The 23,945-nt window shown below is 74.2% G+C and carries 18 protein-coding genes; 8 read left to right on the top strand and 10 right to left on the bottom strand.

The features are described from left to right. Positions 1-2: 2 nt before the first annotated feature. Positions 3-1,478, bottom strand: coding sequence for an MFS transporter (locus AB0Q99_RS25470; RefSeq protein ID WP_363575482.1), 1,476 nt, complete (start codon positions 1,476-1,478; stop codon positions 3-5). A 119-nt stretch (positions 1,479-1,597) separates the two neighbouring features. Here AB0Q99_RS25470 and AB0Q99_RS25465 point away from each other — a divergent pair, with 119 nt between their 5' ends. Further along, positions 1,598-2,569 (top strand): helix-turn-helix domain-containing protein, encoded by a 972-nt coding sequence (locus AB0Q99_RS25465; RefSeq protein WP_363575481.1) that lies wholly within the window; start codon positions 1,598-1,600, stop codon positions 2,567-2,569. 455 nt (positions 2,570-3,024) lie between these two features. On the opposite strand, the gene AB0Q99_RS25460 is transcribed toward AB0Q99_RS25465, so the two are convergent. Beyond that, the gene (locus AB0Q99_RS25460; RefSeq protein WP_363575479.1) at positions 3,025-3,537 is read right to left on the bottom strand and encodes an ATP-binding protein; all 513 of its coding nucleotides are present in this window, start codon (positions 3,535-3,537) and stop codon (positions 3,025-3,027) included. A gap of 602 nt (positions 3,538-4,139) precedes the next feature. On the opposite strand from AB0Q99_RS25460, the gene AB0Q99_RS25455 reads away from it, so the two are divergent. Continuing rightward, entirely contained in the window at positions 4,140-4,751 is a 612-nt protein-coding gene (locus AB0Q99_RS25455) for a sigma-70 family RNA polymerase sigma factor (RefSeq protein ID WP_363575477.1), read from the top strand. Next, positions 4,748-6,013 carry a zf-HC2 domain-containing protein gene (locus AB0Q99_RS25450; protein ID WP_363575475.1) on the top strand — a complete coding sequence of 422 codons (1,266 nt, stop codon included), beginning with the start codon at positions 4,748-4,750 and terminating at the stop codon, positions 6,011-6,013. Before AB0Q99_RS25455 ends, AB0Q99_RS25450 begins: the two co-directional genes overlap by 4 nt. A gap of 4 nt (positions 6,014-6,017) precedes the next feature. Here AB0Q99_RS25450 and purU read toward each other — a convergent pair whose 3' ends face one another. Both purU and AB0Q99_RS25440 read right to left on the bottom strand, forming a co-directional pair. After that, positions 6,018-6,884 carry a formyltetrahydrofolate deformylase gene (gene purU, locus AB0Q99_RS25445; protein WP_363575473.1) on the bottom strand — a complete coding sequence of 289 codons (867 nt, stop codon included), beginning with the start codon at positions 6,882-6,884 and terminating at the stop codon, positions 6,018-6,020. 132 nt (positions 6,885-7,016) lie between these two features. After that, positions 7,017-7,532 (bottom strand): hypothetical protein, encoded by a 516-nt coding sequence (locus AB0Q99_RS25440; RefSeq protein WP_363575472.1) that lies wholly within the window; start codon positions 7,530-7,532, stop codon positions 7,017-7,019. Between the two features lie 174 nt (positions 7,533-7,706). Between AB0Q99_RS25440 and AB0Q99_RS25435 the strand changes: the two genes are divergently transcribed. Next, positions 7,707-9,008, top strand: a complete 1,302-nt coding sequence (locus AB0Q99_RS25435; RefSeq protein WP_363575470.1) for an ABC transporter substrate-binding protein — start codon at positions 7,707-7,709, stop codon at positions 9,006-9,008. 147 nt (positions 9,009-9,155) lie between these two features. Here the strand turns inward: AB0Q99_RS25435 and AB0Q99_RS25430 are convergent, their stop codons facing one another. Together AB0Q99_RS25430 and AB0Q99_RS25425 are read right to left on the bottom strand one after the other, a co-directional pair. Continuing rightward, complete coding sequence (locus tag AB0Q99_RS25430; RefSeq protein ID WP_363575468.1) at positions 9,156-10,391, bottom strand: hypothetical protein; 1,236 nt, start codon at positions 10,389-10,391, stop codon at positions 9,156-9,158. A 177-nt stretch (positions 10,392-10,568) separates the two neighbouring features. Continuing rightward, on the bottom strand, positions 10,569-11,945 hold the full coding sequence (locus AB0Q99_RS25425; protein WP_363575466.1) for a transcriptional regulator: 1,377 nt from the start codon (positions 11,943-11,945) through the stop codon (positions 10,569-10,571). A 306-nt stretch (positions 11,946-12,251) separates the two neighbouring features. Between AB0Q99_RS25425 and AB0Q99_RS25420 the strand changes: the two genes are divergently transcribed. Continuing rightward, a complete protein-coding gene (locus AB0Q99_RS25420) occupies positions 12,252-12,962 on the top strand; it encodes a bifunctional DNA primase/polymerase (protein WP_363575464.1) in 711 nt (236 codons plus the stop codon). A gap of 459 nt (positions 12,963-13,421) precedes the next feature. Here the strand turns inward: AB0Q99_RS25420 and AB0Q99_RS25415 are convergent, their stop codons facing one another. After that, on the bottom strand, positions 13,422-14,114 hold the full coding sequence (locus AB0Q99_RS25415; RefSeq protein WP_363575462.1) for a metal-dependent transcriptional regulator: 693 nt from the start codon (positions 14,112-14,114) through the stop codon (positions 13,422-13,424). A 221-nt stretch (positions 14,115-14,335) separates the two neighbouring features. Here AB0Q99_RS25415 and AB0Q99_RS25410 point away from each other — a divergent pair, with 221 nt between their 5' ends. From AB0Q99_RS25410 to AB0Q99_RS25400, 3 genes are all read left to right on the top strand, one after another. After that, positions 14,336-15,100 (top strand): SIS domain-containing protein, encoded by a 765-nt coding sequence (locus AB0Q99_RS25410; RefSeq protein ID WP_363575460.1) that lies wholly within the window; start codon positions 14,336-14,338, stop codon positions 15,098-15,100. A gap of 253 nt (positions 15,101-15,353) precedes the next feature. Then, positions 15,354-16,361 (top strand): DUF4231 domain-containing protein, encoded by a 1,008-nt coding sequence (locus tag AB0Q99_RS25405; protein ID WP_363575458.1) that lies wholly within the window; start codon positions 15,354-15,356, stop codon positions 16,359-16,361. 23 nt (positions 16,362-16,384) lie between these two features. Then, entirely contained in the window at positions 16,385-17,239 is an 855-nt protein-coding gene (locus tag AB0Q99_RS25400; RefSeq protein ID WP_363575456.1) for an alpha/beta hydrolase, read from the top strand. Positions 17,240-17,316: 77 nt separating this feature from the next. Here the strand turns inward: AB0Q99_RS25400 and AB0Q99_RS25395 are convergent, their stop codons facing one another. From AB0Q99_RS25395 to AB0Q99_RS25385, 3 genes are all read right to left on the bottom strand, one after another. Further along, complete coding sequence (locus AB0Q99_RS25395; RefSeq protein ID WP_363575454.1) at positions 17,317-18,309, bottom strand: D-glycerate dehydrogenase; 993 nt, start codon at positions 18,307-18,309, stop codon at positions 17,317-17,319. 105 nt (positions 18,310-18,414) lie between these two features. Continuing rightward, positions 18,415-22,269 (bottom strand): FxSxx-COOH system tetratricopeptide repeat protein, encoded by a 3,855-nt coding sequence (gene fxsT / locus AB0Q99_RS25390; RefSeq protein WP_363575561.1) that lies wholly within the window; start codon positions 22,267-22,269, stop codon positions 18,415-18,417. Positions 22,270-22,418: 149 nt separating this feature from the next. Beyond that, a complete protein-coding gene (locus AB0Q99_RS25385; protein WP_363575452.1) occupies positions 22,419-23,918 on the bottom strand; it encodes a TIR-like protein FxsC in 1,500 nt (499 codons plus the stop codon). Between the last annotated feature and the right edge of the window lie 27 nt (positions 23,919-23,945).

Below are 23,945 nucleotides of genomic sequence, written 5' to 3'. Positions count from 1 at the left end.
GCCTAGACCTCCGCGGTGACAACCCTCCCGGCAGCACCGGCGGCACCCTCGGCACCGGCGGCACCGGCGGCACCCGGGCGGTCGCCCCGGTCCGGACGCAGCGCCAGGCAGAGCCCGACCGCGACCGCGCACAGCGCGCCGGCGCCGTACCAGGTCAGGTCGTAGTTCCCGAGCGCGTCCCGGGCCAGGCCGGCCAGCCCGGCGACGACGGCCGCGCCGATCTGGTGGCCGGCCAGGACCCAGCCGAAGACGATCGGGGCGTCCTCGCCGAAGTGCCGGCGGCAGAGCGCGACGGTGGGCGGCACGGTGGCGACCCAGTCCAGGCCGTAGAAGATCACGAAGGCGAGGATCGGCGGCCGCAGCGAGCCGGCCAGCAGCTGCGGCAGCAGGAGCAGGGACAGGCCGCGCAGCCCGTAGTAGACCGTCAGCAGCACCCGGGCCTCGACCCGGTCGGTGAGCCAGCCGCTGAAGACGGTGCCGGCCACGTCGAAGACGCCGATCAGGGCGAGCAGGCCGGCGGCGGTGGTGACCGGCATGCCGTGGTCGTGCGCGGCCGGGATGAAGTGGGTGCCGACCAGTCCGGCGGTGGTGGCGCCGCAGATCGCGAACGAGCCGGCCAGCAGCCAGAACGCCCGGGCGCGGGCGGCGGTGCGCAGCACCCGCAGCGAACGGGTCAGCGCCCGGCCGTCGGTGACGGGCGCGGGCGGCGCCTCGGTCGCGCCGTACGGGAGCAGGCCGACGTCGGCGGGCCGCTCGCGCATCAGCAGCAGGACCGGGACGGCGACGGCGCTGGCGGCGAGCGAGACCACGACCACGGCCGACCGCCAGCCGTGGTGTTCCACCAGCCAGGCGCCGACCGGCAGGAAGACCAGGTTGCCGGCCGCGCCGGCGGCGGTGAGCACCCCGGTGACCAGGCCCTGGCGGGCCCGGAACCAGCGGCCGGTGATGGTGGTGGCGAAGGCGCCGGCCATCGAGCCGCTGCCGAGGCCGACCAGCACGCCCCAGCAGAGCACCAGTTGCCAGGGCTGACGCATCAGCATGGTGAGCCCGGAGCCGACGGAGATGGTCAGCAGCGCGCAGACCACCACCAGGCGGACGCCGAACCGGTCCATCAGGGCGGCGGCGAAGGGGGCGGTGAGGCCGTAGAGGGTCAGGTTGACGGAGGTGGCGGCGGAGATGGTCCCGAGCGACCAGCCGAACTCGTTGTGCAGGGCGTCCATCATCAGGCTCGGCGTGGAGCGAAATCCGGCCGAACCGAGCAGGACGAGCAGGGCGACGCCCGCCACCACCCAGGCGTAGTGCACCCGCGGGCGCTCGGCGGGTGCGGGCCGTCCGCCGCCGACCGGGTCGGACGCGGAGCCGGGTGCGGACGCGGGGTCGGCGGCGGATACGGGGTCGGCGGCGGACGCGGGGACGGCGGCGGATACGGGGTCGGGGACGGCGGCGGATGCGGGGGCGGGGGTGCTGCGTTCGGTCACGCGACGAGTGTTCCGGGCCGTCGGAGCCCGGGCGAGTGGCCTGAACGACAGCTTTCGCAAGAATCGGGCCACGGCCAGGCGTACGCTGGCCCGGACCCACCGACACCCGAGGGGACGGCATGGCACACCTGGTCGCGGTACTCGCCCTGGAGGGCGTGATCGCCTTCGAGCTCGGCATCCCCGCCCGCATCTTCGGCGGCGCCAAGGACCCGGCCGGACGGCCGCACTACGAGGTGGCCACCTGCACCCTGGACGGCCGGCCGGTCTCCACCAGCACCGACTTCAAGGCCATGGTCGACCACGGGCCCGAACTGCTGGAGCGGGCCGACACGGTGGTGATCCCGGCCTCCGCCGACTCCAGCCCGACGGTCGCCGACGCCTGCTTCACCCCGGCGCTGGCCGACGCGCTGGCCCGGATCCGGCCCGGCACCCGGCTGATGTCGATCTGCACCGGCTCCTTCATCCTGGCCGCCGCCGGGCTGCTGGACGGCCGCCCGGCCACCACCCACTGGCGCTACACCGAGCGCTTCGCCGAGTTGTTCCCCCGGGTGCGGCTCGACCCGGACGTGCTCTACACCGACGACGGCGACATCCTCACCTCCGGCGGGGTCGCCGCCGGGGTGGACCTCTGCCTGCACGTGGTGCGCCGCGACCACGGCAGCGCGGTGGCCAACGCGGTGGCCCGCAACTGCCTGGTGCCGCCGTGGCGCGAGGGCGGCCAGAAGCAGTACGTGGAGGCCCCGAGCCCGGTGGACCGCGGCGACCACGGCACCGCCGCCGTACGCGCCTGGGCCCTGGAGCACCTGGACCAGCCGCTCGAACTGCGCCGGCTCGCCGACCGGGCGGGCATGAGCGTACGGACCTTCACCCGGCGCTTCCGCGAGGAGACCGGCGCCAGCCCCGGCCAGTGGATCACCACCCAGCGCACCGAGCGGGCCCGCCAACTGCTGGAGCGGACCGACCTGACGATCGACCAGGTCGCCCGGGAGTCCGGCTTCGGCACCGCCGCCTCGCTGCGGCTGCAGCTGCGCGGCCGGCTCGACGTGGCGCCCAGCGCCTACCGGCGCACCTTCCGCACGGCCCCCCGCTGAGACCCGCACCCGAAACGGGCCGGCTCCCTCGGCCCCTCGGCTCCACCGAAGACCGTCTGCGGAAGCGATCCGGCGACCGACCGCCGGGTGGCCGGATCCAGCCGCCCCGCGACCGACGCAGTGGATGGCGGCAGGCCGTGCGCACCCCGAGCGCGGAACGGCACGCCGCCATCCAACCGCGACACGCGGGCCCTGAACCCGCGCCGCGGCCCCCGCACTCGCCGAGGAGCGGCCTGCGACCGACAGTCCGCGGCCCCCCTCGCTGACTCGATCCCCCTGGACAGCGGCACCGCGGCGGTGGTCGGACGACCCCTCGGCGTCCCCTCGCAACGGAGAGCCGCACCCAAGCGTGATCAGTCGGATACGTCACGTCAATGGCTAGTCCGAAATTCGGAATGGTTGCGTCACCTTTCGGCCGGTGATCGCCACGGGTCCTGCGGCCGCCGGGAAAGCCGCTATTGCGCCAAAGCCGCCCAGTCCACGTCCGCCAGCGGATCGGCCGGGCGGGCGCCGAGGCCGATCTCGCACCAGACCCGCTTGCCCGAGCCGTCCGGGTACCAGCCCCAGCGCTCGCAGAGCAGTTCGACCAGCTCCAGGCCGCGCCCGTTGGTCGCGTCCTCGTCCGCCCCGGCGTGCCGCGGGGCGGGAGCGGCCCGGCTGGCGTCGGCGACCTCCACCCGCAGCGGCGCGGCCGTCCCGTCGACTCGGGCCGTCCCGTCCGCCACGGCCGCCCCGTCCGGCCCCGTCACGTCCTCGGTCATCGGCAGGCAGAGCCGCAGCACGGCCGGACAGCCGGTGTGCACGACGGCGTTGGTCACCAGCTCCGAGACCACCAGCACCACCGTCTCGGCCATCGGCGCGTCCGGGTCCACCCCGTGGTTCAACAGCCGCGAGCGCACCCATCGACGGGCCCGGCCGACCTCGGCGGGGTCCGCCTGCACCGCCAGCTGTACCTGAAGAACCTGCACCGCTCCACCACCCGCACTCGCAGTTCGGCCTAAGTCCCGATCGGGCCGGATCGACCGGCCTGCGGGCCCTCGCACTCCGCCCGGCGCCACCCGAGCCGCACCCGGGCGATCGCCCGGTCCGTCCACCCGCGCCCACTCGTCCGCGCCGACTCGTCGGTCGCGCACCGGCCGCGACACGAATACGCCTCAGGATGGGCGGGCGGGCGGACCGCAGCAAGCGCTTCGGGCATATTCCGGCGATCGGGGGACAGGGCAGTGCATACTGTCCCGCTCACTCTCGCGAGCCTCGTACCGGCGCGCGTCCGGCCCGGGCCGACCCGCCGGTCCCGCAGTCGGGAACCTACCGCCGGACACCCCCGGCGCCCCTCCCGCCACTCGCGAACCACCCGTGCGACATATGTCCAGCGGCTCTCGAACAGCCGCATCGGCGGACGGTCCCACGAGCGGACGGTCCCACCATGTGAAGATCCACGGCCCCTGACGGTCCGCACGATGAGGATCCGCGAGACCGGATTCCGTTCTTGCCGGATTCCGTCCACCGCGGACCGGCCGCAAGATACCGTTGGGTAAGCCAGCGACCCCGGGCAGAAGGGTGGTTCCCGATGGCCACCCCGGAGCGGCCCCCGCGCTGGGACGAGCAGTTGCAGCGCCGCCTCGCGCGCGGCGAGGAGACCGCGCTCGGCGAACTCTACGACCAGCTCGCGCCGATGGTGCACGGCCTGGCCGGGCGGATACTGGCCGACCAGGCCGCCGCCGCCCAGCTCACCCGGGAGATATTCGCACACGTCTGGGAGCACCCCGAGGACTTCGACCCCGCCCAGGGCACCCTGCGGTCCTGGCTCGGCGCGCTCACCCACCGCCGCGCGGTCGAACGGCTCCGGGCGCGGCGGGCCGCCGAACGCGTACCGGGCGGCGACCTCCGCGGGCTCGCGGCGGAGACCCGTGCCGAAGCGGAGACCCGCACCGAGGCGGAGATCCGCGCCGTGGCCACCGCCGCCCGCGTCCAGTACGTGGTCGACTCCCTGCCCCAACCCCTGCGGGAGACCATCGCGGTGACCTACTACGACGGCCGCACCTACCGGGAGACGGCCCGCCTGCTCGGCATCAGCGAACAGGCCGCCAAGCAGCGGATGCGGCTCGGACTGGAACTGCTGGCCACCGAACTGGCCGAGGAACGCGCCCGCCAGGACGAAGCGGGGGACGGGGAGACGTGAGCAGCACTGAGGAGCGGCACGACGCCCTGCGCTCGCTGCTCGGCGCCTGGGCCCTCGGCGCCTGCCCGGCCCGCGACGCCGCCGACCTGGAACAGCACCTGCGCGCCTGCCCGGAGTGCGCCGAGGAGGCGGCCCGGCTGCGCGACGCGGCCGGCTGGCTCTCCCTCGACGAGCCGCTGGACCAGCCCGGCTCGCTGCGCCAGCAGGTGCTCGACTGGTGCCTGGCCCGCCGTCCGGCCGAACTGCCCGTCCCCGCCTGGGGCATGCCCTACACCGCGGAGACCGCCAAGCTCGACGCGCTGCTGCGCGACCTCGGCCCGGAGGAGTGGCAGGAGGTGGCCGAACTGCCGTGGCACGGCGGCACCGAGCGGCTGCGCCCGGCCGAGGTGCTCGGCCGGCTGACCGCCGTGGACGGCTTCCTGGCCCTCGCCCTCGGCCTGCCCGACCCGGTGCCGACCGGCCCGGGCGCCCCGGCCGCGGCCGCCGAACGGCGGGTGCCGCCGCAGGATCCGGCCCGGCCGCCCGCGCTGCCGCGCGTCCCGCCGCAGGGCGGCCCGTACGGCGTGATCGCCGCGCGCACCGCCCGGATGCTCGCCGACCAGGGCGCCCTGGCACCGCAGTCGGTGCGCTCCCGGTGGCGGCGGCAGACCCACGACCTGGTGCGCGGCGCCGCGCTCGCGCCGCAGGGCAACACCCCGGTCGACTACGGCGGCACCGTGCTGCCGCTGCGCGACGCCTTCGTGGACCGCGCCCTGGAGTGCTACGTGCACGGCGAGGACGTGGCCCGCGCGGTCGCCTACCCGTACGACCCGCCCGCGCCGCAGCACCTGCGGCAGATGGTGGAGCTGGTGGTCCGGCTGCTGCCCCGGGCGCTGGCCGGGCTGCGCGCGGCCCGGCCCGAGCACGCCGGGGCGCCGGCCGCGCCGGACGGCGGGAGCCGGACCGCCCGGAGGCTGCGGCTGGTGATCGACGGCCCGGCGAGCGGCGAGTGGCTGGTCCCGCTGGACGGCGGCGACGGGCCGGACGGCCCGCACGGCGCGACCGGCGTGAACGGCGTGAACGGCTCGAACCGCGTGAACGGCGCGGACGCGGGGCCGCCGCCCGGCGGGGAGCCGGTGGCCTCGATGGTGCTGGACGGCCTGGAGCTCTGCCAGTTGGCCGCCGCGCACCGCGACCCGGACCGGCTGCCGGTCGGTGAGCACGGGGACCGGGCCGCGGTCCGCGAGGTGCTGCACGCGCTCCCGCTGCTCTCCCGCCCCTGAGCGGTCAGGCGAAGACGACCGTACGGGCGCCGTTGAGCAGCACCCGGTGCTCGCTGTGCCACTTGACCGCGCGGGCCAGCGCCTGGCACTCGACGTCCCGGCCGAGCGCGACCAACTGGTCCGGGCTGACGTCGTGGGTGACCCGGGCCACCTCCTGCTCGATGATCGGGCCCTCGTCCAGGTCGGCGGTGACGTAGTGCGCGGTGGCGCCGATCAGCTTCACGCCGCGGGCGTGCGCCTGGTGGTACGGCTTGGCGCCCTTGAAGCTCGGCAGGAAGGAGTGGTGGATGTTGATCACGCGGCCGGACAGCTCGGTGCAGAGCTGGTCGGAGAGCACCTGCATGTAGCGGGCCAGCACGACCAGTTCGACGTCCTCCTTGGCGACCAGGTCCAGCAGCCGCTGCTCGGCCTCCGCCTTGGTCTCCCTGGTGACCGGGATGTGGTGGAACGGGACCCCGTAGCTCTCGGTCAGGTCCTGGAGGTCGGTGTGGTTGGAGACCACGGCGGCGATCTCCACCGGCAGGGCGCCGATCCGGGTGCGGTAGAGCAGGTCGTTCAGGCAGTGGCCGAACTTGCTGACCATGAGGACGATCCGCATCCGCTGGTCGCTCGGGTGGATCTGCCAGTCCATCCCGAAGGAGGCGCCGATCGCGGCGAAGCTGGCCCGCAGCTTGTCGGCGGTGACCGGCTCGGGGGCGGAGAAGTGCACCCGCATGAAGAAGAGCCCGGTGCCGCTGTCGCCGAACTGCTGGCTGTCGATGATGTTGCAGCCGGTCATGAAGAGGTAGCTGGAGACAGCGTGGACGATGCCCTGCTTGTCGGGGCAGGACAGCGTGAGGACGTACTGGGCACCGGCCGGCTGCTGTTCCACTGGCGTATCCCGTTCTGAGGTCGTGACGTGCGTGAACGGTCCAGCGTGTCACATCCTGGACAGCCGCCGCCCCGCTGCCCGTACTGCGGGACGGCATCGTCCGACCGGGGCCGGCCCGGGCGGGCCCGGAGGTCAGACCTGGGTGAGGATGCGCAGCACGTCCAGCGACTTGGGCGCCGCGTCCGGGTCGTCCCCGTCGTTGGACGCCAGCAGCACGTGCGCCTCGCGGGCGGCCCGGACGGCCTCCGGCCAGCCGGGGTGGCCGAGGTAGGCGGAGGCCGGGGCGTCCGCGCCGACCTCGTGCAGCATCTGCACCGCCCGCAGCACCGCGACGTCGACCAGCGCGGCCTCGGCGGAGTCGCGGACCATCGTGCCCACGTACTTCTCGGCGGACCAGCGGTCCAGCCAGGTGTCCTCGACCAGCCGGTAGACGGCGTCGGTGATGTCCCCGTAGCCGTCCCGGCCGGTCAGCCAGGCCTCCTGCTGAAAGGCGGGGTCGGACAGCATGTGCAGCGCCGAGCGCAGTCGGGCTCGCCAGCGCCACCAGGGCAGGTCATTGAGCGGCATGCCGCCCATGGTGCTGGAGCGGTGGCCCGGACGAGAAGGGTTTCGGGCGGACCGGTGCGAAGAATCTGTGCTGACGGACATGGTCAACGATCGTACGTTCCTCGTCCGTTCGTACTCCACTCCCGATCTACACGCGTACCCCTCCGGATTTCAGCGGCCGTTTGCCGATCGTTCGCACTTCGGCCCTCTCGGCTTGCGGCGCCGGGGCTTGGCTGATTCCGGTGCGCCGGAGTGCGCCCCAGAGAGGGAAGACCGATGACCAGCCGAAGGGATCCGTTCCAGGCCCGTCCCGCGATCGGACGGCGCCGCCGCCGACGTCCGATCGCCGCCGCCGCGACCGCTGCGGTGCTGTTCCCCACCCTCTTCTCGGCCTCCGCGTGCGGCGGACCGGCCGATGCTTCCACCAGCGGCGCCGACCTGACCGTGATGACCTGGGCCCCTTCCGGGACCGGCTCGGCCGACCGGCCGGGCATGACCGCGCTCGCCTCCGCGATCGGCCAGGACGTCAACACCAAGGGAGGGCTGAACGGCCACCGGCTGCGGGTGATCACCTGCAACGAGCACAACACCGCCGACGGCGCCCGGGCCTGCGCCCAGCAGGCGGTGGACGCCAAGGCCGTCGCCGTGATCGGCTCCTACAGCCAGTGGGGCGAGGCCTTCATGCCGGTGCTGGAGCGCGCCGGCATCCCGTTGATCGGCGGCTACGGGCTCTCCCAGCCCGAGTTCGCCAGCCCGCTGTCCTACCCGGTGGACGGCGGCCTGCCGGCCCTGATCGCGGGCAGCGGACGCCAGTTGGTGGACGCCGGCTGCAAGTCGGTGTCCGTGGTCCGCCCGGACACCCCGGCCGGCGACAGCCTGCTCGGCTACCTGGGCACCGCGCTCCGGCCGGCCGGGATCAAACTGCTGGACGTCAAGGCGCCCGAGCAGTCCTCCGACTACACCCCGGTGGCCCGCAAGGCGATCGGCAAGGACGAGCCGGGCAACTGCGTCACCAGCGCGCTGGCCGCCGTGCCGACCGGCAACCTGCTGGACTCCTACCGGCGGCTCAACCCGAAGAACACCCGGCTCGCGTCGGTCATCGGCAGCGTCCAGCAGTCGGTGGTCGACTCCACCGGCGGTGACTCCGGCCCGCTCGGCGGCGCCTACGTCGCCAGCTGGTACCCGCCGGAGTCGGCGAAGATCTGGGACGGGCTGCGCGGGGTGGTGCGCACCGACACCACCGGCGGCAGCACCATCGACGTCTCCGACCCCGGGGTGCAGACCACCTGGGTCGCGTACGAGGTGTTCCGGGTGGCCGCGCAGAAGCTGTCGGAGGCGGGCAAGTCGGTCACCACGAAGACGGTCACCGGGCTGCTGGACTCCGGCGAGGGCATCGACGTCGGGATCACCCCGCCGCTGAACTGGGGCACCACCAGCATGCTGCCCAGCACCGCGTCGCCGCGGCTGGTGAACACCTGGGTCACCTACCAGGTGGTCAAGAACGGCCGGATGACCCTGCAGCAGCCGGGCTTCGTGGACGTCCGCTGGGTGCTCACCGGGGGACGCCCGCCGGCGTGACGGGCGCGGTACGGGTGGGGGCGGGCCGGTCGCGGCCCGCCCCCACCCGTCTGAGCCCACCCGTCTGAGCCCACCCGTCAGAGTCCGCCCGTCTGAGCCCACCCGTCTGAGCCCGCCGGTCAGAGGTCGCCCGTCAGAGTCCGCCGGTCAGAGGTCGCCGTCGCCGCGGTTGGGCAGGCCGGTCTGGCCGGCGATCGTGTTCCAGAGCGTGGAGGCCTGCTTCTTGGCGTTGGTCGCGGTGCCGCTGGCCTGGACGGCGTTCTTGTAGTGCTGGTTGTCCTGCTTCTTCGCGTCGCAGCCGGCCTGCGCGTCCTGCGCCCAGGCCGCGTACTCGTCGTCGGCCTGGGCCGAGGCGGTCCAGGCCGCGTTCAGCTGCTCGACCAGCTGCTGACCGCCGGGCAGCTTGTCCGTCTTGAGCTGGCCGAGCTTGCTCTGCAGCTCGCGCCGCTTGCCCGCCGCGGCGGTCAGGGCCTGCTGGGACTCGGGCAGCTTGTCGCACTTCTGCACCGAGGCGACCGAGGAGACCACCGCGCTCCGGCTGTCGCTCGCGGTGCCCAGCAGGTCCGACAGCGGCTGGGCCTGCGCCTTGACGTCCGGGTCGACGGCGGCGCCGGAGCCGCTCGCGCTCGCCGTGCCGGAGGCAGCACCGGTGGTGGCCGCCGCCACCGGGGTGCTCTTCTTCTCGTCCTTGGTGGCGTCGTTGCCGCTCATCAGGACGGCGACCAGGATGCCGGCCGCGGCGCAGCCCGCCACCACCCCGCCGATGATCAGCTTGTTGGACGGGCGGCCGTCCCGGGCCGACCCGCCCGCCTGGGTCGCGTCGAAGCCCTGGCCGCGGTCCGGCGCGTACCCCTGGCCGCGGTCCTGCGCCGGGTAGGCCGGCTGGACCTGCTGGACCTGCGCGGCCGGCGGGTACGCCTGGTAGCCGGGCGCGGGCTGCTGCTGCGGGAAGCCGGGCTGGGCCTGCGGCCCCGGCGCCGGGTAGCCGCCCCCCTGCGGATCGCCGGCCGGGTACGGCGGCAGGTACTGGGTCTCCGGGGCCTGCTCGGCCTGCGGCGGCACGCCGTACCCGGGCTGCGGCGCGCCCCACGGGGCACCCGGCCCGGGCACCGGCTGCGCGGGCGGGGCCTGGTGCGGCGGCGGGTACCCGCCCTCGGACACGTACGCCCCCTCGGACGCGTACCCACCCTCGCCGAGGTACTCCGGCTGCCCGGACGGCTGCCCCACCGGCGGCACCGCGGACTGGCCCGGGAACGGCGGCCGGCCGGGCTGCTCCTGGAACTGCGGCTGCCCCGGCTGGCCCTGCGGCCCGCCGGGCTCGGGGCGGAACAGGTCGTCCAGGTTGAAGTCACCCGAGTTGGGGTACGAGCGGCGCTGACTCAACGCGATTCCTCACCTGTGCAGGACCGCGCGCTGACGGCGGACCACATCTCGTCGGTTCTTGGGAGCATCACAGTTCCTTGGACGCCACGCCCACGCTACCGGTTCGGCTCACCGGGTGACCACGTGGGCGGGACATCCGTCACGCTCCCCGTCCGGACGGTACGGGTCCGCCGCTGGTCAGGCGGCCTCCGCGTCCGCCCGGGCGTGGAACTCGCGGACCACCCGCTGCTCCCGGAAGGGCTCCAGCCGGCGCCGGAACTCGTCCAGGTACTCCACGCCCCGGTTGGAGCGCAGCCCGCTCAGCAGCCGGACCGCCTGGGTGCCCGTCTCGCAGGCGCGTTCCAGGTCCCGCTGCTGCAACTGCGCGGTGGCCAGCAGCACCAGGTCCACCGCACGGCGCCGGACCCGGGTCGGCGGGTGCAGGTCGAGCGCCCGGCGGGCGTAGTGCTCGGCCTGGCCGGCCTGTTCCAGGTCCCGGTGGCAGTGGGCCAGTTCGTCGGCGAGGTAGGCGTCGTCGAAGTGGGCGATCCAGTCCGGGTCGTCCTCCGGGCGGCGCTTCTCCATCATCTCCAGCGCCCTGGCCGACACCGCCTCGCAGGAGCGGGCGTCGCCGAGCAGGGCGTGGCCGCGGGCCTCGGCGGCGTAGAACATCGCCATCGCCGTGGGGGTGGCCACCGACCGGGCGCCCTCCTGGGCGGCGCGGGCGAGTTGGGCGATCTCCCGCGGGTTGCCGAGGGTCGCCGCCAGGTGGCTCATCGAGGCGGCCAGCACGTAGCCGCCGTAACCGCGGTCGTCGGCCGCCTGGGCGAGCCGGAGCGCCTGGATGTAGTAGCGCTGGGCCAGCCCCGGCTGCCCGGTGTCCACCGCCATGTAGCCGGCGAGCTCCGTCAACCGGGCCACCGCGGCGAAGAGTTGGCGACCGGTCTCCTCCCGGTAGGCGCCGCCGAGCAGGCCGGAGACCACCGAGTTGAGGTAGTGCACCACCACCGGGCGGACGTGCCCGCTGCCGAAGCGGTGGTCCAGGTCGACCAGCATCGCGGTGGTCGCCTTGATCGCGGCCACGTCCGTCGGACCGACCCGGGGGCCGCCGGCCCGGGCCACCACCGGATCCGGCGGGGTGATCAGCCAGTCCCGGCTGGGCTCCACCAGCGCGGAGGCGGCGACCGTCGCCCCGGTCAGGAAGTCGCGGCGGCCGACGTCGCTGCGCCAGAGCTCGCAGACCTGCTCCAGGGCGGCGCCGAGCGTCGGCGCGAACTGCAGCCCGATGCCCGAGCTGAGGTTCTTGCCGTCGGCCATGCCGATCTCCTCGACCGACACGCTGCGGCCGAGCTTGCGGCCCAGGGCCTCGGCGATCACCGCCGGCGCCTGGCCGCGCGGCTGCTGACCGCGCAGCCAGCGGGCGACGGAGGTCTTGTCGTAGCGCAGGTCCAGCCCGTGCTCGGCGCCGCAGAGGTTGACCCTCCGGGCCAGGCCGGCGTTGGAGCAGCTGGCCTCCTGGATCAGTTGCTGCAGACGCTCGTTGGGCTGTCGTGCGACGAGTGGTCTCGCGGCCATTGGGCTTCGCCTCCCCACACCCTCCGGTCCCGGCCGGCGGGCGACGATTCTGCTGATCTGTTGCCGACTGTCCGACCGTCCAAGGAATCTGACACCAGGTTAGCGATCAGCAACGCCACCGGGATACCCACGGTGACGATCCGCACCCCCCTTGCGCCCTGGGAAATGCTCCCGTGCGCCCCCGCTGCGCCTGCTCCCGGCCGCCCCAACTCGGAGGAGTAACCGGAACGGGTGACATTGCCGGGATGCGCCCAACCGGGCAGCACCGGGCCGTAACCAGGCTCACACACGGTAGTTGAGCAGCGCGTGGAAGACACCCCCGACGCCTCCGGCCAGGACAAGAACGCCGGTCTGCCCCCGCTGCTCATCGAAGCCGTCGGCTACGCCGAGAACCGCCACTGGGAGGTCGCACCGGGCGCCTGGCTGATCGACGGCGACGGGCCCGCCCGCTGCTCCTGCGGCGACCGGCACTGCACGCTGCCGGGCGCCCACCCGCTGGACGCGGACTGGGCCCGCAGGGCGAGCGCCGGGCCGGGCGCGGTGCGCCGTTGGTGGACCGAGCGCCCGCAAGCCTCGATCCTGCTGCCCACCGGCCGCTCCTTCGACGTCCTGGACGTGCCGGAGACGGCCGGCTGCCTGGCGCTGGCCCGGATGGAACGGATGGACCTCCAGCTCGGCCCGGTCGCGGTCCTGCCCGCCGCGCCCGGACGGATCGGCCGCCGGCTGCACTTCCTGGTCCTGCCCGGGGTCGCGGCCAAGCTCCCGGAGATGCTCCGCAAGCTCGGCTGGCCGCCCGGCCGGCTGGACCTGGTCGCCCGCGGCGAGGGGGACTGGACCGTCGCCCCGCCGTCCCGGATCGGCTCCACCGGGTACGCCCAGTGGGCTCGCTCCCCCTCCGCGCTCAACCGCTGGCTGCCCGACGCCGCCGAGCTGATCAGCCCGCTCGCGTACGCCTGCGGCCGCGAGGCGCCCGCCCACCAGGCCGCCCGGGCCGCCCAGCCGGCGACGGTGGGCTGAGCGCGGCCGCCCGCCGGTTCACCCTCCCCTGAACGGCCGCCCTACGCCTATCGGGCGAGGGCGCGCACCGCGCGACACAACGCGCGCGAGTGACGGGCCCCGCCTCCCACCGGAGGCGGGGCCCGTCATACGCATGTCCGGATAAGGCTTCCGCCTACCCGCTGGTCAACCGGAGAAGCCCCTCGTACGAGTGACAGCGCTCAAGGATTGCCATGATCGGCCGAGGGGAGGAATTGCGGTGCGTGGGAACGCCGGAGGGTCGCTCGGACGGGGAAGCCGGGCGAGGCGCTGGAGGGGAGTCCGGGAGGGAGCCCGGGCGGGGAGCAGGGAGGGAGCAGGGAGGGAGCGGGGAGGACGAGCGGGGCCCGCTGCACGGGGAGCAGCGGGCCCTGGTCGTTCGCCCGTCGGGCGTCTTGTCAGCCGGTCGTCCCGCTCGCGGGTCGTCGCGAGCGCCGACCCTCAGGGCTGGGCGACGAAGACGTGCTGGGCGATGTCCTTGCCCAGCTCCGCCGCGTTCTCCCCGCTGCCGACCAGCACGCCCGCCACCCCGGCGCTCACCTTGACCGTGGAGCCCGGGCGGACGCCGGCCCGGCGCAGCGTGCTCATCAGGGCGCTGTCGGTCTGGATCGGCTCGCCGATCCGACGGACCACCACATCGGCCCCGTCGTCGCCCGGCTTGACGGTGTCCAGCGGGACGAGCCCGGCGTCGAAGCCCTCGCCCTCGGCCTTGGTGTCGCCCAGCTCGTCCAGGCCCGGGATCGGGTTGCCGTACGGGGACTGGGTGGGGTGGCCGAGCATGGCGAGCACCTTGCGCTCGACCGTCTCGCTCATCACGTGCTCCCAGCGGCAGGCCTCCTCGTGCACCTGCTCCCACTCCAGGCCGATCACGTCGACGAGCAGGCACTCCGCGATGCGGTGCTTGCGCATCACGCGCACCGCGAGGCGGCGGCCTTCCTCGGTGAGTTCGAGGTGACGGTCCCCGGCGACCTGGAGCAGTCCGTCGCGCTCCATCCGGCCGACCGTCTGGCTGACCGTCGGCCCGCTCTGTTCCAGGCGCTCGGCGATCCGGGCGCGCATCGGGACGATGCCCTCCTCCTCCAGCTCCAGGATGGTGCGAAGGTACATCTCAGTGGTGTCGATCAGCCCAGACATCGCCGCTGGCTCCGTTCTTCGGTGTCCTCATCGCCAATTCTGACGTACCGGGGCGACAACCGGGCCCGCTCGGCGGCTTCGGGTACGGGATTTCGCTCCTGTTGACAGCGGTACCACCGGGGCGCGACCGTGCTCGCCGTAGCTTTCTCCACCGGCGGTCTGGACCACCCGGACCGCCCCACCCGGCCGGTTCCCTCACCGGCAGAGAGCGGAGGCACCAGATGAACGACCTGGTCGGCAGGTACTTCGACGCCGCGATCGGCCACCTCCAGCGGGTCCGCGCGGAGGAGGCCGACACCATCGAGGCCGCCGCCGCGCTGCTGGCGGAGGCGATGACGGAGGGCCGCCGGGTCTTCACCTTCGGTGCCGGACACTCGGCGCTGCCGGCCCAGGACGTGGTCTACCGGGCCGGCGGCCTGGTCCCGGTGAACCTGCTGAACGTGCCCGGGACGACCGGGGTCACGGTGATGCCCGCGCCGCTGTCCAGCGCCCTGGAGCGGGTCTCCGGGCTGGCCACCGCGACCCTGGACCTGACCCCGGCGACCGCCGGCGACCTGCTGTTCGTGATCTCGCTGTCCGGCCGTCAGGTCATGCCGGTCGAGCTGGCCCGGTACGCCCGGGACCGCGGCCTGAAGGTGGTCGGGGTGACCTCGCTGGCCTACCCGGCGGAGGTGCCCTCGGCGCACCCGTCCGGCACGTACCTGAAGGACCACTGCGACGTGGTGCTGGACAGCAAGATCGCGGTCGGCGACGGCGAGCTGACCCACCCGGGCGCCGAGACCACCTTCGGCCCGGTCTCCACCATCGTGACCAGCGCGCTGATGCAGGCCGTGGTCGCCTCGGCGGTCGGCCGACTGGCCGACCGGGCGGCCGCCGGGGACGCCCCCGCCCCGCCGCTGTTCCGCTCCGGCAACGTCCCGGGCGGCACCGAGTGGAACGCCCGGCAGATGGCCGACAACGCCGAGCGGGTCCTCTACACCTACTGACGCGCCTGCCGGCGCACCTGCCGGCGCACCTGCCGAACCCCCGCGCACACCCGCCGACCCCTCGCACCCCCGCACGCTGGGTGTCGGTTCGAACACGAGGCGTACCGGACAATCCAGCGGGCCTTCCCGGCCATTGCGCGCCGCCCCGGGCGGCGCCAGGCGTACCGGGAAGCCGCCCGGGGCAGGAGAGCGGTGCGACCGGAGCGACGGGTGGGGGCCGAACATGGCGTCTGGTGCGGGACGGACCGGGTGGGTGCGTGAGCGGGACCTGCTGCCCGGGTTCTTCTGGGCCGCCGACGCGGCCTCGCTGCGCGGGCAGCGGCGCTCGGTGCTGCTCTCCGCCTGGGAGCTGATCCTGCTGGTGGTCGCCGCCGCGACCGGCTCGGCCGACGGCGAGCCCTGGGCCTGGCCGGCCGCCGGCGCCTACCTCGGCGCGATCGCGCTGGCGGTGGTGATCAGCCGGCAGAACCCGCAGGGCCTCTGGTACGAGGGGCGGGCGGCCGCCGAGTCGGTGAAGACCCTGGTCTGGAAGTACGCCGTCCGGGCCGACGCCTACCAGCCGCCGCCGCGCACCCTGCCGGACGCCGAGGGCCTGTACCGCTTCCAGCTCGGCCGGGTGCTCGACGCCTTCCAGCACAGCCCGGTCGCCGCGCCGGACGGCGGGGCGGAGATCACCGCGGCGATGCGCGACCTGCGCGAACAGCCGCTCGCGGTGCGCCGCGAGGTGTACCTGGACGAGCGGATCCGGGTGCAGCACGACTGGTACCGCGCCAAGGCCCGGCACTGCGCCCGGGCCGGCCACTGGGCCGGGGTGCTGGGCGTGCTGCTGCCCGCGCTCGGACTCGCGCTCGCGCTGCTGCGGGCGCTCGGCGCGTTCACCTACGACGCGCTGGGCACCGTCTCGGCGGTGGCCGCCTCGGTCACCGCCTGGGCGCAACTGCGCCAGTACCGGCCGCTGGCCGCCGCGTACGCGCTGGCCGCCGAGGAACTGGCGCAGATCCGCCGCCAGCTCGCCGAACTGGACCTGGACGCCCTGGAGGCCGAGGAGGTCTGGGCCCGGCTGGCCCGGGACGCCGAGGACGCGATCTCCCGGGAGCACACCACCTGGCAGGCCCGCCGGGAGGTGCGCACCACCACCGACCGGGAGCACGAGGACGACCCGGAGCACGAGGACGACCCGGAGCACGAGGACGACCGGGGCCGGGAGAACGACCGGGAGCCGGGGACCGGCCCGGAGCACCGAACCGACCGGGAGCACTGAGGAGGCCGCAGGTGTCGTTACGGATGGTCAAGACCGCGGACGACCGCGCCCTCGCGGTCGAGTCCCTCGGCGACCCGCGCGGCCGGCCGGTGTTCCTGCTGCACGGCATGCCCGGCAGCCGGGTCGGCCCGCACCCGCGCAGCACCGTGCTCTACCGGCTCGGCGTGCGGCTGATCTCGTACGACCGGCCCGGCTACGGCGACTCGACCCGGCTGTTCGGCCGCCGGGTGGCCGCGGCGGCGGCCGATGTGCGGGCCATCGCCGACGAGTTCGGGCTGGACGGCTTCGCGGTGCTCGGCCGCTCCGGCGGCGGACCGCACGCGCTGGCCTGCGCGGCCCTGCTGCCGGAACGGGTCAGCCGGGTCGCCGTCCTGGTGGGCCTGGCGCCGCGCAACGCGACCGGCCTCGACTGGTACGCGGGGATGACCCCGTCCAACGTCCGGGCGTACCAGGAGGCCGAGCGCGGGCACGGCCGGATCGCCGACGCGATGGAGTTCCGCTCCCGGCAGATCAAGGACGACCCGGTCCGGCTGCTGAACGGGCTGCGCACCGAACTCTCCCCCGCCGACCGGGAGGTGGTGGCCGACAGCGGACTGCGGCGGATGCTGCAGAGCAACTACCGGGAGGCGTTCCGGCACGGCGCGGACGGCTGGATCGACGACGTGCTGGCCTTCACGGCCGACTGGGGCTTCGACGTCGGGTCCGTGCGGGTGCCGACCTGGCTCTGGCACGGCGCGGACGACCAGTTCTCGCCGGTCGACCACTCCCGCTGGCTGGCCGACCACATCCCGGACGCCGAACTCTTCCTGGAGCCCGGCGCCGCGCACTTCGGGGCGTTCCGGGTGATGACCACCGCCCTGGCCTGGGCGGCGGGTTGATCCGGTCACCGACCTCCGCGACCAGAACTGATCAGAACCGCCAGGGCCGCACCGGGGTGCCCCGGACCGCGGCCTAGCTAGGGCCGCACCGGGGTGACCGGCTCCCCGCCGTCGAGCACCGCCAGGACGTTGTCCACCGCCAGGCCGCCCATCGCCTGCCGGGTGGCGACGGTGGCGCTGCCCAGGTGCGGGGCCAGCACCGCGCGCTCCTGGGCGAGCAGCGCGGACGGGACGGCGGGCTCGTGCTCGAAGTTGTCGACGGCGGCGGCGAACAGCGCGCCGGACTCCAGCGCGGCGGCCAGCGCCTCCTCGTCCACCACCCCGGCGGTCATGCTGACCACCACCGCGCCGGGCGGCAGCAGCGCCAGCCGGCGGGCGTCCAGCAGGTGCCGGGTGGCCTCGCTGAGCGGGCAGGTGACGACCAGCACGGTGGAGGTCGCGAGCAGGTCCTCCAGCGACTTCCACTCGGCGCCCCCGGCCTGCTCGGGCGGCAGTTCACGGCGGTTGTGGTAGCTGACCGGCATGTCGAAGGCGCGGGCCCGGTGGGCCACCGCCCGGCCGATCCGGCCCATGCCGAGCACGCCCAGCGGGGTGCCGGCCAGTTCCAGGCCGAGCAGGAAGGTGGGCGCCCAGGTCCAGGGCGTGCCGGAGCGCAGCAGCCGCTCGCCCTCGCCGAGCCGGCGGGTGGCGGCCAGCAGCAGCGCCCAGGCCATGTCGGCGGTGGCGGTGGTGAGCACGCCCGGGGTGTGGGAGACCAGCACGCCGCGCTCGGCACAGGCCGCCAGGTCGATGTTGTGGTAGCCGACCGCGTGGTTGGCGACGATCCGCAGCCCAGGACCGGCCGCGTCCAGGAACTCGCCGTCCACCCGGTCGTCCAGGGTGGTGAGCACGGCCCGCCGGCCGCGGACGGCGGCGAGCAGCTCGGCCCGGTCCATCGCCAGGTCCGAGTCGTGGCAGGTGACGGCGTGCCGGGCGGTGAGCCGTTCGATGACGCCGGGCGCGAGGCGCCGGGTGACCAGGACCGGGGGCGGGGTGCTCCGGCCCGTGGTTCCCTCGCTGCGCCCGTTCATGCGTCCACCTCGCTCCGCCCGGCAGCGGCCTCCGCCCACCCGCGGCTTCCGGTGGTCCTCCCGCTGCGCTCGTTCATGGTGCCGCAGCGTACCCCGCCCTCCCGGTCAGACCGGCTGCGGCTCCAGGTCGCGGTTGATCCGCTTCCAGCCCCGCGCCGACACCGTGTTCGGGTGTTCCTCGCCGAACTGCCGGATCAGCTCGGCGATCGCGCGTGCGCGCAGCTCGGCGGCCTGGGTGTGCCGGTTGGCCGACCGCAGGGTGACGGCCAGGTTGGCCTCGCAGGCCACCGCGTCCGGGTGCTGCGCCGAGTAGCGCTCGCACAGGCCCCGGTGGGCGGCCCGGCCGAGCTGTTCGGCGAGCGCGGACTGCCCGTCGTCGCCGTAGGCGTTGGCCAGGTTGATCATCGCGTTGAGGGTGTACGGGTGCTCCGGGCCGACCGAGCGGGTGAGCCCCTCGACGGTGAGCCGGCCGCGTTCGATGGCGCCCTGGACGTCGCCGCTGCCGCGCAGGTAGATGCCGAGGTTGTTGGCGCAGGCCAGGGTGAAGGGGTGTTCGTCGCCGAACAGCCGGCGGTGGCCCTCGAAGACGGTGGAGCAGAGGTCGCGGGCGGCCTCCTTGTCGCCGAACGCGCTGTGGTCGGCGGCCAGGTTGAGCGCGCAGGCCAGCGCGTCGGGGGCGTCGGCGCCGTAGCGCTCCAGGTAGCGCTCGTAGGTCTCCTTGGTGATCCGGCGGGCCTCGGCGAGCTGGCCCATCCGGCGCAGCGAGACGGCCAGCGACTTGGCGTTGCGCAGGCTCTCCGGCAGGCCCGGGTCGAGCCCGTCGCCGAAGTCCGCGGTGACCTCCTGGAGCAGTTCCACCGAGCCCCGGTAGTCGCCGAGTTCGCGCAGGTCGCGGGCGAGGGCGGACTTGGTGATGAGGGTGTAGGGGTGCTTGGGGCCGAGCACGGCGGTGCGCCGGTCGAGGGTCTCCTGGTCGAGTTCGCGGGCGGCCTCGCTCTCGCCGACCAGCCGGTAGTCGATCGCCAGGTTGTTCGCCATGGAGAGCGTGCGCGGGTTGTCGTCGCCGAACAGCTCGCGGAACTGGTCGAGGATCTCGCGGTCGAGGTCGAGCGCGGCCTGGAACCGGCCGAGCGCCCGGCGGTCGGCGCCGAGCGAGCCGGCCGTCATCAGGGTGTACGGGTGGTGCTCGCCGAGCAGCGCCCGCTGGCGTTCCAGGGTGGCCTCGTCCAGCGCCAGCGCCTCGGCGTAACTGCCCTGGGAGCGCAGCACGTTGGCGAGCTGGAAGCGCAGCAGCAGGGTCTGCCGGTCGTCCTCGCCGAGCTTGCTGGTCCACTCCGCGTCGAGGGCGTGGCCGAGGTCGCGGGCGCGGTCGAGTTCGCCGCGCTTCCACAGGTAGCGGACCCGGTCGATGAGCAGCTGACGGGTGTCCGCCTCGTCGCAGTTGTGCGCCTTGGACGGCGACAGGTGCGGCCAGATCTCGTCGAAGGCGGGCCAGTTGGCCGGGTCGTCGGTGTCGCCGAGGACGGGCCGGGCGCCGGTGAGGATGCGGTGCACCTCGTGGACGGCGACCTCCTGCTCGTCGGCGGTCATCCCGGCCCGGATCACCGCTTGGACCAGCCGGTGCACCTGGAAGCTGTTGCTGCCGGCGTCGACCTTGGCCAGCGCGTACCGGCCGATCGCCTGGATCACCTTGCCCAGCATGAACTTGTCACTGAGGTCGGCGTCGAACCTCACCAGCGCCCGGATCATCTGGTCGCTGTAGAAGAGGTTCATCGAGATCGGCTCGGGCGCGAAGAACGCGCACAGCTGCAGCAGCCGCACCGCCGCCGGGGACTGCTGGCGCAGCCGGCCGATGGAGACGTTCCAGGTCGCGGCGACCGGGGTCGGGTAGTCGGCGGGGCGGCCGACGGCCAGCGCGCGGGCCGCCTCGGCGTGCAGCTGGCTGACGTAGGTCTCCACCGGGGTGCCGGTGGTGTCCAGCCAGGCGGCGGCGACCTCGACGGCCAGCGGCAGGTCGCCGACCGCTTCGGCGACCCGGTCGGCGTCCGGCCGGGAGAGGCTGCGGGCGCGCCGGCACAGGTGCTCGACGCTCTCGCCGCGGGTGAAGACGTCGACCTCCAGCGCCTCGGCGTGCCCGGTCCAGGCCTGGTTGCGGGAGGTGACCAGGATGTGGCCGGAGCCGCCGGGGAAGAACCGGCGGATCTCGGCGGGCTCGTCGGCGTTGTCGAAGATCAGCAGCCAGCGCGAGGTGGGCACGCCGCGGCGCAGCGCCTCCCGGGCGGCCTCGGCGGCCTCGGTCACCGAGTCGCCGACCCGCAGGCCCAGCCGGCGGGCGAGTTCGGCGAGCGCCGGGGCGACCAGCTCGGTCTGCTCGGCGTCGATCCACCAGACCAGGTCGTAGTCGGACATGAAGCGGTGGGCGTACTCCAGCGCGACCTGGGTCTTGCCGACGCCGCCGAGCCCGTACAGGGTCTGCGGGGTGGGCAGCACGGCCGCCATGCCGCCGCGCAGCTGGTTGCGCAGCTGCTCCAGGACGGCGGAGCGGCCGGTGAAGGACGGGTTGCGCGGCGGGACGTCCCACACCGAGGGCTTGCTGCCGGGGAAGCGCGGCCCGCCGTTGGGCGCGTCGTCGAGCGCCCCGTCGCCACGGCCGAGGGCGCGCAGCAGGCTCTGGATCGACTGGGTCTCGTCGCGGCCGACCAGGTCGACCGGGTTGCGGTTGCTGAACGGCGCGGTGAGCCGGACGTCGCCGACCCGGACCGGCAACAGCTGGCGCCGGGTGCCGGAGGGGTCGGAGCTGACCACCGACTCCCACAGCGCCCGGGCCTGCGGGGAGCGCTGGTAGGCGGGCGAGAGCACGGCGACCGTCCGGAACGCGGAGTCGATGCCGCGCTCGGTCTCCTCGCGCGGGTCGGTGCCGGCGCTGAGGTCGCGGGGCAGCACCCGGAAGCCGGCCCGGGTGAGGACGGACTCGATCCAGTCCGCCCACATCCGGTCCTCGGGGACGTAGGAGAGGTAGAGGTCGGCGGGGACGGACGGGCGGCGGCGGGTGAACGCGTCCACGTAGCGCAGCCGGACCGTCTCGTCCACCGGCGGCAGGCCGGAGACCCGCCCCTCGGTGATCATCGAGGTCAGCCGCTCACAGGCGGCCAGCATCGAGGTGGGGGTGCCGGTCTGGTCGCCGAAGGTGGCGAGGATCTCCTCGTAGGCGTAGAACGGCCGGTACGGGATCTCCACCGAGCCCCAGTACTGGGCGAGTTCCTCGCCGTTGAAGCCGGAGGGCAGGCCGTCGAAGCGGACCCGCGCGAGGGCGCGGCCGGCGTCCGCCTTCTCCTTCTCGCCCTCGTCGATGCGCATCGGGACGGGCAGGATGCGGATGCCGCGGTCGCGGTAGCGGTCGTGGATGTGCTGGGCGATCCGGGAGGCGCCGTCGATGGACTGGTCGCTCAGGGTGAAGCAGACCACCAGGTCGTCGGGCATCTGGACGGTGCAGATCTCGGCGATGTCGGACAGGCCGGTGCGGGAGTCGATCAGCACGTAGTCGTAGCGCTTGGCCATGTCGGCCTTGAGGGCGTCGAAGAACTGCCCGCCGTCGAAGCGGTCGTAGAAGATGTCCCAGTCGAGGTGGGTGACGGCCTCGGAGTAGTCCCGGTTGAACTGGCCCGCGGAGAGGAAGTCCAGGCTGCCGCCGGCCGGGAAGTGCGGCCAGGTGAGCGACAGCGCGTGCGGGTGCACCCGGGCGAAGTCCAGGTGCCAGCCCTCGGCGTGCTCGACCGGGCGCAGCGCCTCCTCGCGGTACTCGGCGATCAGGTCCATCATCCCGGTGGTGCCGGCGAGGGAGGCCGGGTCGAGGAAGGGGTGGAAGAACTTGGCGAGGCCCGGCGCCTCCAGGTCCCAGTCCACGGTGAGCACCCGGAAGCCGTTGGCGGCGAGGATCCAGGCGGTGTTGGCGAGGGCCATGGTGCGGCCGGTGCCGCCCTTGTAGGAGTAGAAGGTGATGATCCGGCCGTCGCGGTCCTGTTCCGCGGCCTGTCGCCCGGCCTCGCGCTGGGCGGCCAGGTCGGCGGCGGTGAGGCCGCCGAGGCGGAGGTTCCTGGTGCGGTTCTCGGTCATCGGTTTCCTCGTCCTCCCAGGGGCGCCATCCCGTCATCGGGGTCATCGCCGTCGTCGCGGTACGGGCCGTGCTCGCGGTACGGGTCGTTGCGGTTGCCGGTGTGACTGCTGGTGCGATCTCCGGTGTGATTGCCGGTGCGGTCGCCGTGGGGGCTGCGGCCGTTGCCGTGGGGGCCCGGGCCGCCGCCGTTGCCCGGGTCGGGTTCCTCCTCGAAGGGGTCGGGCCCGGTTCCGTCCGGGCCGGGCCCGCCGCGCCGGAACGCCTCCCGCAGGCTCGGCCGGGACGGTGGCGGTTCCTCCGGTTCGGCCCGGGTGCGGCCCTCGAAGGCGTACTTGGCCTTCATCGCGGCCCGGGGCAGCGCGTCGTCGAAGTCCTCCAGGGTGTGCAGCCCGGTCGGACCGGTCACGCCGAGGAAGCTCGGCCGGCCCGCGCGCCGGGTGATGCGCAGCGCGTCATCGCTCAACTGGCCGAGTTCGCCGGCCTGTTCCTCGCACTCCGGGTCGTCGGCGTTCCACGGCTCCAGCACGCTCACCCAGGTGGAGTCCGACCGGTCGAACCGCCGTACCAGCTCGCGCCGGCGCGGGTCGCGCAGCGCCCACCGGTCGAGCAGCAGCAGGCCGGGGGCCTCCGCGTGGCCCTCGATGATCGACTCCGCCTCGTCGTCGAACTCGTGCACGGTCGGCTGGAACCCCAACTGCCGGGCCAGGCGGACCGCGTGCTGCGCGATCGGCGAGCCGACCGGCCGGTACGGATGCCAGTCGGTGCGCCGGTCGCCGTAGTAGTCGGGGCTGCGGTCCTCCGGCAACTCGCCCTGGTGGTAGGCGAGCACGGAGATCCGCAGCTGCTTGGTCGGCGCGGTGACGTTGAACGCGCTGGGGAGGGAGTTGAATTCGAGCCGCCGCCCGATCGGGATCACGGTCTCCTCCGCGACCTGCACGATCCGGGCCGCCAGGCGGTGCACGGCCAGCTCGTACGCGGAGCGGAAGTAGGTGAGCTTCATCAGGGCGTACAGGCCCTCGGTGGCGTAGTCGGGCCCGAAACCGGCGTGGTTGAACTGGAGTTCACTGGCCACCTTGGGCAGCCGGTAGCGGCTCATCGGCGCCCACAGGACGGGGACGATGCCGCTGGTCCGTTCGGAGTCGAGGTTCGCCGGGTAGACCGGGCGGCGGGTGAAGGCGTGCCACTCCTGCCCGCACGGGACGCTGTTGAAGTAGCGCGGCGAGTAGAGCGGGACGAAGACGCGGCAGGACGCCAGCTCGTCGGAGAGCCGCTCGGCCCACAGCTCGCCCTGGTGCATGGACTCGTCCATGAAGCCCACCGGCACCCCGTCCGGGACGGTGGTGAGCTGCAGCACCGCCTCGCACAGGTCCCGGTACAGCTGCCGGACCCAGTGGTTGGGGTCGCCGGCACCACGCGCGCCGGCCTTCGGGGTGTGCGCGTAGGAGAGGAAGAAGTACGGCCGGGTGTCGTCGTCGTCCCAGCCCCGGTCAGTCACACGCGCCTCCCCCGGGCCCGTCGGCAA

It is taken from the genome of Kitasatospora sp. NPDC086791 (assembly GCF_040685975.1).
In the GTDB taxonomy this organism is placed as follows: Bacteria; Actinomycetota; Actinomycetes; order Streptomycetales; family Streptomycetaceae; genus Kitasatospora.
Note: the sequence above shows the minus strand (reverse complement) of the source record. Positions and strands in the feature narration are given on the sequence as shown.